The sequence below is a fragment of the Saccharicrinis aurantiacus genome, assembly GCF_947489045.1.
Classification (GTDB): Bacteria; Bacteroidota; Bacteroidia; order Bacteroidales; family Marinilabiliaceae; genus Saccharicrinis; species Saccharicrinis aurantiacus.
Genome location: NZ_CANLCN010000034.1, coordinates 1 through 15,476, shown reverse-complemented (window position 1 = coordinate 15,476; position 15,476 = coordinate 1). Strand labels below are relative to the sequence as shown.

At 37.0% G+C, this 15,476-nt stretch carries 12 protein-coding genes and 3 tRNA genes; all 15 read right to left on the bottom strand.

The window, feature by feature from the left end; genetic code table 11:
* Position 1: 1 nt before the first annotated feature.
* The 15 genes from QMO11_RS21375 to QMO11_RS21305 all read right to left on the bottom strand — a co-directional run bounded on the left by QMO11_RS21375 (position 2) and on the right by QMO11_RS21305 (position 15,472).
* Positions 2-74, bottom strand: a tRNA-Gly gene (locus QMO11_RS21375).
* 171 nt (positions 75-245) lie between these two features.
* A complete protein-coding gene (mutS, locus tag QMO11_RS21370; protein WP_282039949.1) occupies positions 246-2,828 on the bottom strand; it encodes a DNA mismatch repair protein MutS in 2,583 nt (860 codons plus the stop codon).
* Positions 2,829-3,168: 340 nt separating this feature from the next.
* Complete coding sequence (locus QMO11_RS21365) at positions 3,169-3,477, bottom strand: nucleotidyltransferase family protein (RefSeq protein ID WP_075602361.1); 309 nt, start codon at positions 3,475-3,477, stop codon at positions 3,169-3,171.
* Between the two features lie 186 nt (positions 3,478-3,663).
* Positions 3,664-5,130 carry a cobyric acid synthase gene (locus QMO11_RS21360; RefSeq protein ID WP_282039947.1) on the bottom strand — a complete coding sequence of 489 codons (1,467 nt, stop codon included), beginning with the start codon at positions 5,128-5,130 and terminating at the stop codon, positions 3,664-3,666.
* Positions 5,131-5,247: 117 nt separating this feature from the next.
* Positions 5,248-5,961, bottom strand: coding sequence for a 2-phosphosulfolactate phosphatase (locus tag QMO11_RS21355; protein WP_282039946.1), 714 nt, complete (start codon positions 5,959-5,961; stop codon positions 5,248-5,250).
* Positions 5,962-6,068: 107 nt separating this feature from the next.
* Positions 6,069-7,427: an MATE family efflux transporter gene (locus tag QMO11_RS21350; protein ID WP_282039945.1), complete on the bottom strand. Its 1,359-nt coding sequence runs from the start codon at positions 7,425-7,427 to the stop codon at positions 6,069-6,071.
* 68 nt (positions 7,428-7,495) lie between these two features.
* Entirely contained in the window at positions 7,496-8,212 is a 717-nt protein-coding gene (locus QMO11_RS21345; protein WP_282039944.1) for a tRNA1(Val) (adenine(37)-N6)-methyltransferase, read from the bottom strand.
* Between the two features lie 54 nt (positions 8,213-8,266).
* Complete coding sequence (locus QMO11_RS21340) at positions 8,267-9,028, bottom strand: TIGR02757 family protein (protein WP_282039943.1); 762 nt, start codon at positions 9,026-9,028, stop codon at positions 8,267-8,269.
* A 2-nt stretch (positions 9,029-9,030) separates the two neighbouring features.
* Positions 9,031-9,690, bottom strand: a complete 660-nt coding sequence (locus QMO11_RS21335; protein ID WP_282039942.1) for an ABC transporter ATP-binding protein — start codon at positions 9,688-9,690, stop codon at positions 9,031-9,033.
* 5 nt (positions 9,691-9,695) lie between these two features.
* Complete coding sequence (locus QMO11_RS21330) at positions 9,696-10,631, bottom strand: calcium/sodium antiporter (protein WP_282039941.1); 936 nt, start codon at positions 10,629-10,631, stop codon at positions 9,696-9,698.
* A 2-nt stretch (positions 10,632-10,633) separates the two neighbouring features.
* Positions 10,634-11,032 carry a Sec-independent protein translocase subunit TatA/TatB gene (locus tag QMO11_RS21325; RefSeq protein ID WP_282039939.1) on the bottom strand — a complete coding sequence of 133 codons (399 nt, stop codon included), beginning with the start codon at positions 11,030-11,032 and terminating at the stop codon, positions 10,634-10,636.
* Positions 11,033-11,214: 182 nt separating this feature from the next.
* The gene (secDF, locus tag QMO11_RS21320) at positions 11,215-14,205 is read right to left on the bottom strand and encodes a protein translocase subunit SecDF (protein ID WP_282039937.1); all 2,991 of its coding nucleotides are present in this window, start codon (positions 14,203-14,205) and stop codon (positions 11,215-11,217) included.
* 270 nt (positions 14,206-14,475) lie between these two features.
* On the bottom strand, positions 14,476-15,126 hold the full coding sequence (locus QMO11_RS21315; RefSeq protein ID WP_075602352.1) for a redox-sensing transcriptional repressor Rex: 651 nt from the start codon (positions 15,124-15,126) through the stop codon (positions 14,476-14,478).
* Between the two features lie 164 nt (positions 15,127-15,290).
* A tRNA-Val gene (locus QMO11_RS21310) sits at positions 15,291-15,365 on the bottom strand.
* Positions 15,366-15,397: 32 nt separating this feature from the next.
* Positions 15,398-15,472: transfer RNA gene (locus QMO11_RS21305), tRNA-Val, on the bottom strand.
* Between the last annotated feature and the right edge of the window lie 4 nt (positions 15,473-15,476).

The following is a 15,476-nucleotide window of genomic DNA, read 5'->3' as shown; positions in this document are numbered from 1 at the left end:
GAGCGAAAAACGGGACTCGAACCCGCGACCCCGACCTTGGCAAGGTCGTGCTCTACCAACTGAGCTATTTTCGCATTTCAAAATCGCTGCAACCCCTAGTGTCATTACCTTTGTGATGAACACATCATTTCGTGATTGCGGGTGCAAATATAGATCATATTTCTATATCTGCAAACTTTTAGTGCATTAAAAAGTGAACTTTTTTTACCTCTTTTTAGTTGTCCTCTGAAATTCAATAATTAAGCCTATTTAATTCCTGTGAACTTTTTTATTTCATTTAGTTTATTGAGGGCCTCAACGGGAGTTAAATTATTAATATCGGTATTTGCTATTTCATCTCTGATCTGTTTTAATACCGGATCATCTAACTGAAAAATGCTCATTTGATACCCTTCTCTATGTTGTCCTATATCATTAACCGGTTTCGCAAGACTTCCTTTTCTGTTGGCACCTTCTAATTCCAATAAAATATCGTTGGCTCTATTTACAACCGTTTTGGGCATTCCGGCCATACGTGCCACATGTATACCGAAACTATGATTACTGCCTCCACGAACCAATTTACGCAAGAATATCACCTTATTATTAACTTCCTTTACCGATACATTATAATTCTTGCATCGCTCAAAGGATTTTTCCATTTCGTTCAACTCATGATAATGGGTAGCAAATAGTGTTTTTGCTCTGGCGCGTTTATTCTCGTGAATATATTCCACAATACTCCAGGCAATGGAAATACCATCGTAGGTACTGGTACCTCTTCCTAGCTCATCAAATAAAATTAAACTACGTGGCGAAAGATTATTTAATATACTCGCGGCTTCATTCATCTCAACCATAAAAGTGGATTCACCGGCCGATATATTATCAGATGCCCCTACTCTAGTAAATATTTTATCCACCACTCCAATTTGAGCCGATTCAGCAGGCACAAAGGAACCAATCTGAGCCATTAATACAATCAAGGCTGTTTGCCTTAATAACGCCGATTTACCAGCCATATTAGGACCAGTAATAATGATTACCTGCTGCTTGTCCGTATCCAAAGCCACATCGTTGGGGATGTACTCCTCATCAATAGCCATTTGTTTTTCGATAACCGGATGACGCCCGCCTTTGATATCCAACACATCATCATCCTTAATGACAGGACGCACATATTTATTCTGTGCTGCTGTTGTGCTAAACGACAATAAACAATCGAGCTTTGCCAATAAACTAGCGTCGAGCTGAATGGCGACTAGATACTCACTTAGGCTTAAAACCAGTTCTGTGTATAATTGTGTTTCTAACACCAATATTTTTTCTTCGGCACCTAATATCTTGGCTTCATATTCTTTCAGCTCCTCGGTAATGTAGCGCTCAGCATTCACCAAGGTTTGTTTTCTGATCCACTCTTGTGGTACTTTATCCTTATGGGTGTTTCTTACCTCAATATAATAGCCAAACACATTGTTGAAGCTAATTTTTAGCGATGGTATTCCCGTGCGCTCAACCTCGCGCTCCACCATGCTATTGAGATAATCTTTTCCTGAAAAGGCAATTTTGCGTAAATCGTCGAGTTCTTGATTTACTCCTTCAGCAATCACATTTCCTTTGTTAATTTGTGCTGGCGGATCACTTGCAATCTCTTTTTCTATTCTTTCGCGAATAGAAATACATGGGTTCAGTTGCTCACCAATGCTTTTTAAGGTATCATTATCGGCCATTTCGCAGCCTTTTTTAATGGGCTCAATGGCATTTAAAGCTTGCTTTACTTGAACCACCTCGCGCGGCGAAATACGACCAACAGCAACCTTTGATACCAAACGTTCTAAATCGCCCACCGGACGTAAATATTCTTCGAGCTGCGATTTAAATTCGGGTGCTTTGAAAAAATACTCCACAGCGCTCAAGCGATCTTCAATAAGCTTAACTTCTTTTAGCGGCAAGGCCAACCAACGCTTCAACATTCTACTTCCCATTGGCGAAATGGTTTGATCAATAACTGCGCTTAAGGAAGTTGCCCCATCGTTTACCGAACCAAATAACTCTAGGTTGCGGATGGTAAACTTATCGAGCCACACGTATTTATCTTCCTCGATACGAGAAAGCCCTGTGATATGCTGTATTTTATGATGCTGGGTGATATCTAAATAATGCATTATGGCTCCAGAAGCCACCACACCGTATTTTAAATTATGAACCCCATACCCTTTTAAGGATTTGGTTTCAAAATGCTTTAGGAGTCTATCGTGGGCCGAGTCTTCAGTAAAAACCCAATCCTCTAAACCGTAGGTGTAAAACTTATCTCCAAAGCATTCTACAAACTGTGCACGTTTGCTTTTTTCGAACAATACCTCTTTGGGTTTAAAACCATTGAGTAATTTATCGATGTATTCGAAACTGCCTTCTGCTGTTAAAAACTCTCCAGTGGAAATATCTAAGAATGATACCCCTGCTAAGTTTTTATGTATATGAACGGCAGCCAAAAAATTATTTTCTCGATGCTCCAACACATTGTCGCTGATGGCCACACCAGGTGTAACCAACTCAGTAACGCCACGCTTTACAATGGTTTTGGTCATTTTGGGATCTTCTAACTGATCGCAAACGGCAACGCGCTGACCGGCACGAACTAACTTTGGCAAATAAGTATCTAAGGCATGATGTGGAAACCCCGCTAACTCAACATAAGAAGCGGCACCATTGGCTCTTCGGGTAAGTGTAATACCAAGTATTTCAGAAGCTTTGATGGCATCATCAGAAAAAGTCTCGTAAAAGTCGCCAACTCTAAAAAGTAGAATTGCGTCTGGATGCTTGTCTTTAATCGAATAATATTGCTTCATCAAAGGGGTTTGAACCGCCTTTTTTGTAGTTCCTTTTTTTGCCAATGTATTGTTGTATTTGATTGTTAGAACTTAATCATATTGGGATTTCATCCCAAACCCGACTTACTTTTTTTTCTTGATGAAAAAAACTAAGGAAAAAACATCAAGGCTGCTTTAAAAATAACTTTTTTATTTGCTTCAAGCTTAAGTGCGGCTGGGTGATTTTCGAGCAAAGCTCTCAACTTCCCAGTCTTACTAAAGCTTTCACTAAAACAAAAGCTATTTATAAAGAGGCCACTCTTGCATCACATAAATAAAATCAATGGATAGCTTACTGTTGAAAAGATACTTCTTTACCTCACGCTTCATATATTAACTCTTTCGTTTCGTTAATACTTTCTATAAAATACGGATTTGATAAGGTACGTTCTGTTACCAAATCTATTTCTCTTTTTAAGAGGTCTTTTAATTTATAATGAAGCGCAAAGTAATTATCAGCATACTCTTCTATCGATAATTCATCGGAAAATGCAATCAATAAATCAATATCACTATCCTGTGTAAAATTTCCTTCTACAACAGAACCAAAAGCATGCAGCCTTTTAATTTTAAAAGTCTTGCATAGCTTCTTTAAATCGGTGATATGTTCTACTAAAATTGCTTGCAATTTTTTTATAAAGTTAATAATTAATATTTGAGCTAGAAATTCACCTTATTTATTAATTCTTCACCGCTCACCTTGAGATTGCTTCCGTTGTCGCAATGACGAGGCGCATAGTGTTTTCTATTTAATAAGCGCCTTTTTGCGTCATCGCGAAGCACGCGCCGATCTCAAGGCGCTTTCATTCACTGTTTATTCAATCTTTAAAGTCTCGTAAATATAATCCATATCGCAAGCCTCGCGCACTACGTTTGCTAACTTATCGTATTCTTGGTTTTTGTATTCTTTATAATTAAAACTCACGGTAAAATCGGGTTTTAACTGCTGCAACATTTGCTTTAACACAACTGGGTTATCCATGATACCGTGCATGTACGATCCCCATGTTTTGGCATCTTTATAATACCCATCCTCCCCATCTTCGGTAATGCAAAGTGGACTTGGATTAGCTGCAATGGTTTCGCCCATGTGAATTTCGTAGCCATCGCAGATAGCTTCTGATCCCAAGAAAGAGAATTTACTTTGAACCGTTTTCTTTTCTTCACTTAAGATAGTCTCTACGGGTAACAGACCTAAACCTTCAATCTCATCAATTTCACTTTCTACGTGATGCGGATCAGAAATTTTAGTTCCCATCATTTGATAACCCCCACAGATACCATAAACTGGCGTTCCCTTGGCGTGCATTTGTTTTACCTGAGCGGCTACTCCATTATCGGTGATATATTTTAAATCGGCAAGTGTACTCTTTGATCCCGGAAGAATAACCATATCTGCTTTGGCAATTTCATCCTTATTATCGGTGTAATATAAATGAACTTCGGGAAGATGTTCAATCATATTAAAATCGGTAAAGTTAGACATGTGCGGTACCAAAACCACTGCCACATTAATTTTGCCTTCAACAGCAGTGCTGGTTTTATGCTGAATAACCACAGCATCTTCTTGCTCAATATAAATATCGCGGAAGTAAGGAATAACGCCAACCACAGGCTTGCCCGTTAACTCCTTAATAATGCGTTTCCCCTCTTCGAACAAAGACAAATCGCCACGGAATTTATTGATGATGATTCCCTTAATGGCATCACGTTCCTCTTGCGGCAATAGCATAATTGTACCGTAAACACTGCCTATTACTCCGCCTCTATCGATATCGGCAATGAGATAAGTAGACGCACCGCTAGTCACGGCCACCTTCATGTTTACAATATCCTTATCCCAAAGGTTAACTTCTGAGATGCTACCAGCTCCTTCAATAACAACAGGGTTGTACTTTTCTTCGAGACGGTGGTACGATTTCATGGCTTCCCTGAAAAGCTCCGATCTATCTGTATATAGGAAATACTCCTGCGCCGTTTGGTTGCCTATGGGCTTACCGTTTAAAACAACCTGAGTACTAATGTTTGTATTGGGCTTTAACAAAACCGGATTCATCTCAACAGAACACTCAATGCCACAAGCTTCTGCTTGGGCTGCTTGGGCTCTCCCAATTTCTAAACCATCGGGAGTGGCGTAACTATTAAGCGACATGTTTTGCGCTTTAAATGGTGCTGGTGCATAACCATCTTGTAAAAAGATACGACAGAATGCAGCGTTAATGGCCGATTTACCCACATCGGAACCAGTACCCACAAACATGATTGGTTTTATTTTTTGCATACTTATTTAGAATAAAAACTATAGTATTAAGTATAAAGACAAAAGTATAAAGATGTATACGTCATGTAAAATGTCTTTTGTCTTTATACTTTTGTCTATATACTTATATCTTAATTGTTACAACTTAATTAAAGTGCCTTCTTTGGTATAAACAGGTACTACATCTAACACATCAGACTTATAGCAATACTCTAAATCTTCGGTTGCGCCTAGGCCTGTTAAGCGTTTATAGTGCTTTCCTTTTGAACCTAAAGCATGGATATCGTCTTTATTTTGTTCGTAAAGCGTAGCCATGGCAATAGCCACATCGCTTAGATGAGCACCATTTTGTTGCAAGTGATAAGCAATTTTACCGGCACAAAGAGAATCTTCCATGGTAAAATGATCGTGCGATCCGCTGGCCACTAGCACAACTTCTTCATCGCCTGTTACAGCTTCAACTATGGCTCTATCGTTTAAAAAAGCACCCACATATAATTTACTGGCTCCTTTAGAGTTGATAATAGCACGCGTTCCGTTGGTTGTTGTAATCACTAAGGTTTTATCCTTAATAATTTCGGGAGAATACGAGAATGGTGAGTTGCCAAAGTCGAAACCTTCGATAGGCACAGCCTCACGCTCGCCACCTAGTACCACATTTTCTTTACCCATTTCTTTTTGCACTTCAAAGGCATCCTCTGGGTGAAGCACCGGTATAATTTGCTTTGCGCCATTGGCTAAAGCAGTTGTCATAACCGAAGTAGCTCTTAATACATCAATTACTACTACTGTTTTATTTTCTACTTTATCAGGAAAAATTTCTCGTGCTGATGAAATTACATCTACGTTCATTATTTTATATTTAGTATAAAGTATTAAGATTAAAGTATAAAGACGGATTGACAGCTTGGGTTGTGAATCAGACTATCTTCTCTTATCTAAAATCTATATCTCTATTATTAATTAATCAATTTTTTATATAAACCTTTAAAACGGTATCGCAGCCAAATACTCGCTATTGCCAAACCAGAAAGGTAGCCCACCCAAATACCCGATGGACCCATGTTAAATTGGAAAGCACAAATATATGAAATTGGCAAAGCCATTAAAATCCAAGTCACAAAAGTTATAATGGTTGGTGCTTTCACATCTTCTAAACCACGAAGTATTCCCAACCACGCAATTTGCAAGCCGTCGAAGACTTGAAAAATACCGGCCACTACCATCAACTGCGATGCCACCAATAACACTTCAAACTCATCGGAAAATATCCTAGGTAAAACATTACGCGCTAATATAAATGCAATTGCAGTAAAAGTCATAAATACAAATACCTTATGCACAATGGCATAGGCCGATGCTTTTACATTGAACCAATCGCCAGCACCGCGGTAAGTACTTACCTTAATGGTTGCTGCCGATGCCAATCCACTCGACATCATATAAGTAACACTGGCAATGGCAATTACCACCTGATGCGCAGCCATGGCTTCTTTACTGATCCATCCCATCATAATGGCACCCATACTAAACGCAAATACCTCAATCACCATTTGTCCGCCAATGGGAAAACCAATTTTTATAAGCTCCCATACTTTTTTCATCTCCACTTTAGTGGATAAATACACCTTTTTATAGCTCTTGAAAAACGGTAAATAAGAAAATACTAAAACGAAAATTAATGGCATCAGAATACGAGATATGAACGTAGCCCATCCGGCTCCCATTACACCCATTTCAGGAGCGCCTAATTTCCCATATATCAAAATATAATTGAGTATTATATTAATAGCGTTAGCCGCTAGTGTAATTACCATGGCAATGCGGGTATTGGAAATACCTTCGGCAAACTGTTTGAATACAAAGAATATACTTATGGGAAATATGGACGAAACAATAACTATATAAAATGGAATAGCCATGGCCACCACTTCGGGCTCCTGTCCCATAAAGGGCATCAGTAAAGAAACCAATAACATGATGATCGTTTGCGCCACAGCAAACATCCCTACCCCAACAATTCCTTGCTTTAACCAGAATCCTGTTTTGTGTGAGTTGCCCGATCCATGTGTTTTCCCAACCAACGGAGTTACGGCTATGCTTAAACCGATGATTAAAACAAAACCCACTATAAATATACTATTGGCAAACGAAACAGCTGCCAGTTCGGTTGATCCCAGCTGCCCCACCATAAGAGTATCTACTAAATTAACCACCATTTGACCCGCTTGCGATAACACAACAGGTAGGGCTAATTTTAGATTAGGCAGATAATGTGGCTTATAAGGCTCTAGAAAGGATGTAATTTTATTCTTCACGTATATTTAATTTTAGCCGCAAAGATAGGAATTACATACTAAGTATGAAGGTATAAAACCTTACTAAACTAAAATTTTAGATAAAAGTCTTTTGTGAGTTTTTTGTATGCTTCTGAATACTGATGACGACCAAATTCTTCCACTATCATTACTTCAGATTGAATGGGTAATTCTTGAAACGAATATTGCAGCAATACGCGCTTTTCCATCTTTGTTGGAGTAGGCTTTAACTTTAATTCTTTATTTAAAAAGAGGTTTGCTTCTTTGGCAAAATCGGTAAAAATTGCTTGCTGATCAGATGGTAGTACCACACAAAAAGAACCATCGCTAGTTAATAACCTGGCAACTCCTTTGGTAAGATCTTGAAATGATAAACTATCGTTATGACGTGCGGCACTCTTTTTATCACATTCGTTTTTTAATGAATCGGTGAAAAAAGGAGGATTACTAACAATTAAATCGAACTTATCCTCAGATTGATTTACGTAGTTCGTAAAATCGGCTTGACTGATGGAGATTCTATCGTTCCAGAGTGAAAGTTTTACATTCTCTTGGGCTTGAATTACAGCATCTTTATCAATATCAATGGCTGTTATATTTAAATAGGGACTTCGTTGAGCGAGCATAATGGCAATTAAGCCTGTACCCGTTCCAATATCCAATGCCTTGCTTTTATGCAGCACATCGGTCCAAGCACCCAATAGAACACCATCAGTACCTACCTTCATAGCAGCTTTATCCTGATGAATGGTAAACTCTTTAAATTGAAAATAAGTATTTGCCATGATAAAAAAGTTGTTGAGTTTTCTGACTGAAGCCTGAAGTGAACTTTAAACGCTTTAAAATTTTTCAAAAACGCCTAAACCAAATAAAGCGTAATCGTATTTAATGGGATCATTAGGGTCGAAGGATTTGAGTACTGAGGTAATTTCTTCAACGGATTTAAAGTCGTTAGCATTGCGGGTTAAGATACCCAACTTGCGTCCTACATTACCCGTATGCACATCGAGCGGCAAAAGTAAATTGGCTTGATTAATCTGATTCCACAAACCAAAATCAACGCCCATTTTATCCTGACGTACCATCCAACGTAAATACATTAAAACACGTTTTGATGAGCTACCTTTTGCCGTATTTGCAATATGCTTTGCCGTTCTACCGGGTTCTTGAAAAGAGGTAAAAACATCACGAAAGTGAATAAGACTATCTTTTATGTTGTTGTTTTGTTGATATCCTTGGGTAAAAACCGCCTCAAGACCATTATGCTTTTTGTAAATATTACGTAATGCACTTAATATATACCTAAAGTCGAGTCCGTTAAATGTTCGATACAATGCTCCATCTGGGATGCTATCAAAATCGCCATTCATTACAAAATCAAAGGGTTCGTAATCCATCAACTGAAGGATGTTTTCTGCAGCTTTTAAAATCGCCTTGCGCTGTCCCCACGAGATGGTTGCAGCAATATAACCAGCAATTTCTATGTCTTCTTTTTTTGTAAACTTTTTAGGAATAGATATAGGATCGGAATCGATAAACGAAGGCGCATTATACTGTAGCACTTTCTCGTCGAGAAAGGATTTTATTTCCTGGAGTTCCATAACTATTGGTCTGAAAGAATTAAGCCATCTTTCATCTTTATTTCCCGATCACTTAAACCCGCTAAATGTAAATCGTGTGTTACAATAACAAAGGTCTGATTGAACTCATCGCGCAGTTTAAAAAACAACTTATGTAATTCCTCCTGGTTCTGAGAATCTAAACTACCCGTAGGCTCATCGGCAAATACCACTGCAGGATCATTAATTAAGGCACGGGCAATGGCAACACGTTGCTTTTCGCCACCACTTAGTTCGGCAGGCTTATGCGTTTCTCTATCTTTTAAATTTAAAAAGGAAAGAAGCTCTTTTGCTCTATTCTCGCTTTCTCGCCTATTTTTACCCGCAATTAATGCAGGCAAAGCAATATTCTCAATGGTATTAAACTCCGGCAATAGTTGATGAAACTGAAATACAAAACCAATATTCTCGTTTCTGAATTTAGCCAATTGCTTTTCGTTCAGACTTTGAATCGGTGTGTTATTTATGATAACATTTCCATCATCAGGTTTATCAAGCGTACCTAAAATCTGTAACAAGGTTGTTTTACCTGCACCACTGGCTCCAACAATGGAAACAATTTCACCTTCATTTACTTGTAGTTCAATTCCTTTTAGAACCTGAAGATCACCGTAGGATTTTGTTAAGCCTTTTCCTGAAATCATAAAACCTAATTAGCAAATAAAATAAACATATAAGCTGCATATAAAGCAACTAAGATGGCACCCTTCCATCGTGTTAACACACCTCGTTTTAAAGGAATAATCATCACCAATAGGAGAAATGCTACAAATACCATTACTAAAACATCAAACTGGATGATTTGCAAAGAAACATTTAATGGTTTTAGAATAGAGGTAACTCCAATAACTCCTAACAAATTAAATATATTAGAGCCGATAATATTACCTATAGATATATCTGTTTCTTTACGAAAGGCAGCAATTAAAGAAGTGGCTAATTCAGGAACACTAGTTCCAAAGGCAACCACCGAAATACCAATAACACGATCGCTAACATTTAAGGCTGCAGCAATACTCTTTGCACCACTTACCAACCATTCTGAACCAAGGTATAAACCTACTGAAGCTAGTAGTAACAATAAAATAGCTTTCCAAAGTGCTAAAGTTGGTTCCTTTATCTGTTCGCCTTGCTTTTTAGAGTCTAGTCTGGATTTGAAAACCGACCAAAGCAAATAAATTATTAATAATACAATAAAGCAGATTCCTTCAATTAAACCAACTGTTCTATCATAAGCGAATATGTAAAACAATAAAGAGGCAAACATCATCACACTCCAATCTATCCAAAGTGCCTTATTTTTTACCTTTATTGGGAGGATTATAGAAACTGCACCCAGAACGAGTGCAATGTTGGCAATATTAGATCCTACAACATTACCTATTGAAATATCGGGGGAACCACTAAAAACGGCCTTAAGACTAACTAATAATTCGGGAGCTGAAGTACCAAAAGCTACAACTGTAACTCCAATCACTAATGTAGAAACCTTTAGGTAACGCGCTATCTCAACGCTAGCTTTCACAAGCCAATCTCCACTAAAAAATAGCAAGGTTAAGCCTGCTACGAGCATCAATACACTCATTATTATTGTTTGCTTGGGTTAGAGTCCTTTTTTTTATCTTCTACAGAAGCCACGCCTGCTTCGCTTTTATGAGCATCTTCAATTTCAGTAGCATCTTCTCCTTCTTGCAAATATTCATCGTCTTCATACGAATCATAATCGGAAATATCTGTTACCGAATTGCCAATTTCACGAACCTCACGGTTAATTTCTTCTTGGCTCTTTTTTATATCATCTACTATCCCACCTGTACTATCATTAAACTCACGTTTAATATCGTCGGTAGCTTTTTTAAACTCATTCATTCCCTTACCGAACATACGGGCTAATTCAGGAATCTTACTCGATCCGAAAAGTAATAAAACAGCAAGGGCGACGAAAATAAATTCTCCACCACCAATACCTAAAAAGCATAAACTCATATTATTGAATATATCTAAAAAAATAAGCTCAAATATAATAAAATAAGGCCAATCAAATTACTACTCACTAAATATATACCAATTGAGTACTGTTCTTCATTAGTATAATTAGCATGAAACAAAAACACCCTTTAAACCAATTGGTTTAAAGGGTGCCTATATTATTATTTAGCTTTTAAAGTTTATTTCTTTTTAGCAGCTAACTTTTTCTTTTCACGTGCATCAATAACTGAAAACGTTACTGGAGTTGCAATAAATAATGAAGAATATGTACCAACTACAACACCTAACATGATAGCGAATACGAAACCTTGTATTACTTCACCACCAAATAAGAAGATTACTAACAATACAACAAAGGTAGTGAATGATGTATTTACCGTACGACTCATTGTAGAGTTTAATGCTGAATCAACAACTTCACCTTTATTTTTCTTCGGATGTAATCCTAAATACTCACGAATACGGTCAAAAACAACCACGGTATCATTAATCGAATATCCAATTACTGTAAGAATTGCCGCAATAAATGCTTGATCAATTTCTAAACTAAATGGTACAATTGAATAGAACATTGAAAATACACCTAACACAATAATTACATCATGCATCAAGGCCGCAACAGCTCCTAAACCATACTCCCAGTTACGGAAACGAATTAAGATATAAAGGAAGATTACAATTAAAGAGAACGCAATTGAGTAATAAGCTTTTGTTTTAATATCACTCGCAATAGTTGGTCCAACTTTTTGAGAGCTCATTCTGTAATTATCGATAAACTCATCGAACGTTACATTTGTTCCTAAATAAGTTTTTAAACCGTTGTATAATTTTTGCTCTAATTGATTATCAATTTCCTCACCATTCTCGTCAATCATATAGTTTGTAGCAATACGAACCTGATTATCTGAACCATAAGTTTTAACCTCAACATTTGAACCTTCGAACTCTGCATCTAAAGATTTCTTAATATCTGAAGCAGATACTGTTTCATCGAAACGAATAACGTAGTTACGACCTCCAGAGAAATCAATACCTAATTTTAAACCATGAGTTGCTAAAGAGCCTACACTCACTAATAATGCTACAGCAGATATAATAAAGAAAGTTTTCTTTTTCTCTAAGAATTTAATTTTAGTATTCTTCAAGAAACCTTCAGTCATTTTTGTACCAAACTTAAGATCTGCTTTGCTCTCTAACATTCTTTCAAAAATTAAGCGAGTAATAAAAATCGCACAGAAGAATGACGTGGCAATACCAATCATTAATGTTGTAGCAAAACCTTTAATAGGACCTGTACCAAAAACAAATAAGATTAAACCTGTTAAAAAAGTAGTAACGTTGGAGTCAATAATTGCAGAAAAAGCATTTTTATAACCATCAGCAACAGCTAAACGAACCCCTTTACCAGCAGATAACTCTTCACGAATACGCTCATAAATAAGTACGTTGGCATCAACCGACATACCAATTGTTAATACAATACCGGCAATACCAGGTAATGTTAATACAGCTCCGAAAGAAGCTAACACACCTAAAATAAAGAACATGTTTGCGATCAAAGCAAGGTCAGATACTAAACCTGCTTTGAAACCGTAGAAGAATACCATGTAAACTAGTACTACTAAGAATGCCCACATAAACGATGACAATCCTGAATCAACAGCTTCCTCACCTAATGAAGGACCAACAACAGTATCTTCAACAATACGAGCAGGAGCAGGTAATTTACCAGACTTAAGAATGTTCGCTAAATCTTTTGCCTCTTCTGGAGAAAAGTTTCCAGTAATAGAACTTCTACCACCTTTAATTTCACCATTTACAGTTGGATAAGAGTATACATATCCATCAAGTACAATAGCAATAGATTTATCAATATTTGATTTTGTTAAACGAGCCCAAACATTAGCACCTTCGGCATTCATACCCATGCTAACTTCGTAATCACCGCGTTGTCCTGTTTCAGCACGAGCGCTTGTAATTACATCTCCTTCCAATGGAGGACGACCATCATGACTTGATACTTTAATAGCGATCAACTCAAAGATTTGATCTTTACTCATTGTACCATCCTGTAACTTACGTTGAGGAAGTGCTTTTACACCCCACATAAAACGAACGTTTTTAGGGAATACAGATTGTACCTGAGGTAAAGCTAAATATGAATTTACTTTTGCAGTATCTTTTGATAAAGCCATACCAACTAAAGGTCCACCTTGACGTTGAGAAGGCATTAAAACACTAAATAAAGATTTAGTTGTTTCAGCTTGTAAAGAGTCAACTGCTGAATCTTCAGCATCTAAATCTGCTAAAAGGCCATCTTCTTTAACTTCTTCAGTTTCTACTTTAGCAACTTCCTCCTCAGCCGGCTTATTAGCTTCTGCTTTAGCAGCCTCAATTTCAGTTACTTTTTGATTTGCTTGAATAAGGCTATTTACAATTTCGCTCATCTCGTAAGTTTCCCAAAACTCAAGACTAGCAGTTCCTTGTAATAGTTTACGAACCCTTTGTGGATCTTTAATACCCGGTAGTTCAACCAATACACGACCTGCTTTTTCAAGCTTCTGTACGTTTGGTTGTGATACACCGAATCTATCGATACGAGTACGTAATATATTAAATGCATTATCAATTGCACTTTGTGACTCTACGCGAATTACTTTTAATACATCGTCATTAGAAGTATTATAGTCTATTCTACCTTTCATCTCAGGCGTATTAAAAATAGCAGCTAAACGAGCTTCTGAGTCTAATTCTGTAAACGCTTCATAAAAAAGAGTTACAAAATCAGCAGAAGTATTTTTCTCCTTTTGTTCTGCAATTTGTAATGCCTCGTTAAAAGTAGGATCTGTATTGTAGTTTGAAAGGGCTTTCAAAACATCAGCCACTTTAACCTCTAAAATAAGGTTCATTCCACCTTTAAGATCCAGACCAAAGTTAATCTCACGCTCTTTACATTCTTTATATGTATAAGATCGTAATCCAAACATAAAGTTGTAAACAGGTTCGTTAGCTATTGAATCCAGATACGTAAATTCTACTTGTGGATCTCCAAGCGCAACAGCCTTGGCTTCATTCTCCACTCTTCGCGTTTGATAAGTAAATATCAACTGATATAAACTTACTAATGCCAAAAGGATGGCAAAAGTTCTTATCGCTCCTTTGTTTTGCATCTGTTCTTAAAATTTATTGAATTTTGTCAAAAAAAATATTATTTCACTTCTGAATTGCGCAAATATATTGTTTTTTTTTAGAAATCCCACTTATGAATATCAGCAATTAAACATTCAACGAAAACAGAGAATAAGTACATAAATATCAATTACAATATGTAACCTTTTCTACAAATCTACGTTGGCCAAAAAACTAAATTAACGACAAGTGAAATTTGATTTTAATATATAAACACAGTTTTGGGAATTATAATTTGATTACACAAATTATTACTTTTTTAAATACTGCATTCTATTAAACATTACAGCAAGATGTGCATACAACGAAGTATCCTGAACTACAACATCTTCACCTAGTCTAATTCGCATTGGAGTAAAGTTCCATATTCCTTTTATACCCCCATCAACAATATCATGCGCTACTTTTTGAGCATACTCTGAAGGAACGGTTAATATTCCAATATTAACTTGTTTCTCTTCTTGCATCTTATGAAAATCATCCATATGATAAATAGGAACCCCTGCTATTTCTTTCCCTATTATATTTGCATCAACATCAAAGGCAGCCACAATCTTGAGCCCAAACTGACTTAATCCATGATCAAGAAGAAGTGCATTACCCAAGCTACCAGCACCAAAAAGGTAGGCTTCATCTATAGTTCGAAAACCCAAAAACTCCTCAAGTATGTTAATTAAGGGCTCCACCTCATAACCAACACGCGTTTTACCCACTATACTAGTGTAAGATAAATCCTTAGTTACCTGTGTAGGATCTACCCCCATATCACGGGCAATATGCGTACTAGACACAAATTGTTGATTTTGATTTTTAGCCATTTTAAGATATGCCAAGTAAGTAGGCATACGTCTTAACGAAGGCTCTGGAACTAAACCTTCTTTCTTTTTATTATCAGTGCTCATTATTTACTCTAATTCAGGGAAAGACCAAAAGTAGACCATTTTTCTTTTAAAGAAAATTTTCGTTAATAAAAAATTTAGGTGTTTTACAGCATTACATATAATTGCCTGCAAACTCTAAATATAATAAACGAAAAAAGGAGACTCAATAATGAATCTCCTTTCTGTGGGCGATGAGGGAGTCGAACCCCCGACCCCTTGGGTGTAAACCAAGTGCTCTGAACCAACTGAGCTAATCGCCCGAATGCGTAATCGTTTAATATTTTAAAAAATGTGGGCGATGAGGGAGTCGAACCCCCGACCCCTTGGGTGTAAACCAAGTGCTCTGAACCAACTGAGCTAATCGCCCGAAT

What these genes read in the sequence shown, in the direction of transcription:
- mutS (WP_282039949.1), bottom strand. Translation starts at nt 2,828, where the DNA reads ATGAAGCAATATTATTCGATTAAAGACAAGCATCCAGACGCAATTCTA.
- QMO11_RS21360 (WP_282039947.1), bottom strand. Translation starts at nt 5,130, where the DNA reads ATGCAAAAAATAAAACCAATCATGTTTGTGGGTACTGGTTCCGATGTG.
- QMO11_RS21355 (WP_282039946.1), bottom strand. Translation starts at nt 5,961, where the DNA reads ATGAACGTAGATGTAATTTCATCAGCACGAGAAATTTTTCCTGATAAA.
- QMO11_RS21345 (WP_282039944.1), bottom strand. Translation starts at nt 8,212, where the DNA reads ATGGCAAATACTTATTTTCAATTTAAAGAGTTTACCATTCATCAGGAT.
- QMO11_RS21340 (WP_282039943.1), bottom strand. Translation starts at nt 9,028, where the DNA reads ATGGAACTCCAGGAAATAAAATCCTTTCTCGACGAGAAAGTGCTACAG.
- QMO11_RS21335 (WP_282039942.1), bottom strand. Translation starts at nt 9,690, where the DNA reads ATGATTTCAGGAAAAGGCTTAACAAAATCCTACGGTGATCTTCAGGTT.
- QMO11_RS21330 (WP_282039941.1), bottom strand. Translation starts at nt 10,631, where the DNA reads ATGAGTGTATTGATGCTCGTAGCAGGCTTAACCTTGCTATTTTTTAGT.
- QMO11_RS21325 (WP_282039939.1), bottom strand. Translation starts at nt 11,032, where the DNA reads ATGAGTTTATGCTTTTTAGGTATTGGTGGTGGAGAATTTATTTTCGTC.
- secDF (WP_282039937.1), bottom strand. Translation starts at nt 14,205, where the DNA reads ATGCAAAACAAAGGAGCGATAAGAACTTTTGCCATCCTTTTGGCATTA.
- QMO11_RS21315 (WP_075602352.1), bottom strand. Translation starts at nt 15,126, where the DNA reads ATGAGCACTGATAATAAAAAGAAAGAAGGTTTAGTTCCAGAGCCTTCG.